Origin of the sequence: Candidatus Infernicultor aquiphilus, assembly GCF_002784285.1 — a bacterium.
Classification (GTDB): domain Bacteria; phylum Atribacterota; class Phoenicimicrobiia; order Phoenicimicrobiales; family Phoenicimicrobiaceae; genus Infernicultor; species Infernicultor aquiphilus.
The window spans coordinates 1-1,140 of sequence record NZ_PFKO01000217.1 but is presented as its reverse complement, the minus strand read 5'-3'; the positions used below and the strand labels follow the sequence as shown (position 1 = coordinate 1,140).

Below are 1,140 nucleotides of genomic sequence, written 5' to 3'. Positions count from 1 at the left end.
AAGATACAGAAATCCAAGGAATTGAATATAAGCAAGGAAATAGAATCGTCTTTGATGAAAATGGGGAAGTTATAAAAGTTGCTGAGTAGTAATTAAAATATAAAGGCTAAAAGAGAGAAAATAAAAGTGATAAAAATCCTTTCGATAGTAGCCAGTCTTAACATGATATTAGCGCTAAATACTTTTGCTGAAGAGAGTGGTAATCTTCACCTTCTCTTCAGTGTAACTAATGAACAAAGAAAGCAAATTTGTATTGAAGCTTGTAAATGGGCTTTAGCAAAAAATATTGCCTTGGCAAAAGAAACTAAACTTCCTAAATTTGTGCAATCTGCTGGTTTAATCAAGACAAGCTTGGGGCTTAAAAAGGCTTTTAATTATGACGATGTGGATCTATCACTCTTTAATGGAACGCCACTGGTCAAACACGACCCTCTGTATGGTCTAAATTTTTACTATTGTGGACTATGGGTAAGAGATGCCTATTGGTATGGATATCTCAAAACAAAGGAAAAGGATTTAAGAAAAGCATTGAAACTTTTAGGGTATTCTTCTTTTGAAGAATTTATTGAAAGACTCAATAAGAAAAAATCCCATTGGATAACTTTTTGCCAATCAGTAGAATATAAGCCAGGGTGGACTGAATCAATCCCCTCTGGGGCAAGAGTATTTTTTTCTCATTGTGGAACCTATGCCTCTTCTAGAGGAATTGACTCCATTGGTCATGCCCAATTAAGTTTAGGAAAGTTTGGTTGTAGCACAAACGGTATGTTCTTTCCCGGAATTTTCAGAGCAAGTTTTTATCACGGTGGCCCAACTTTATATTCTATGTGGAGTTTCCCAACTTTTGAAGTTTCTGATTTAACAGAATTAAAATGTGAGCCGAACTCTCAAAAAACTCACTTAGCCTCATCCTTTAAGGAAACAACCAAAGTTTCCGAAAGTAGAGTCTATACAGAGGAAGAATCACAACTGGAAACTTCTCCAAAAAATAACGCTAAATTAAAGAAAGAATTGTTTAGCCCTGAAGAATGGGAAAGAATGAAGAAATTAGGCATTGTTTCTGGAGAGGAAGAAAAGCAGGTGGGGGAGAAGAGTGATGGAGCTGTTCACATAACGGCTGGTGGCAGAAAACCATTTATG

The 1,140-nt window shown here is 36.0% G+C and carries 1 pseudogene; it reads left to right on the top strand.

From position 1 onward, the window contains the following. Positions 1-126: 126 nt before the first annotated feature. Positions 127-1,140 (top strand): annotated as a pseudogene (locus COZ07_RS05675) (hypothetical protein); the annotation flags it as partial.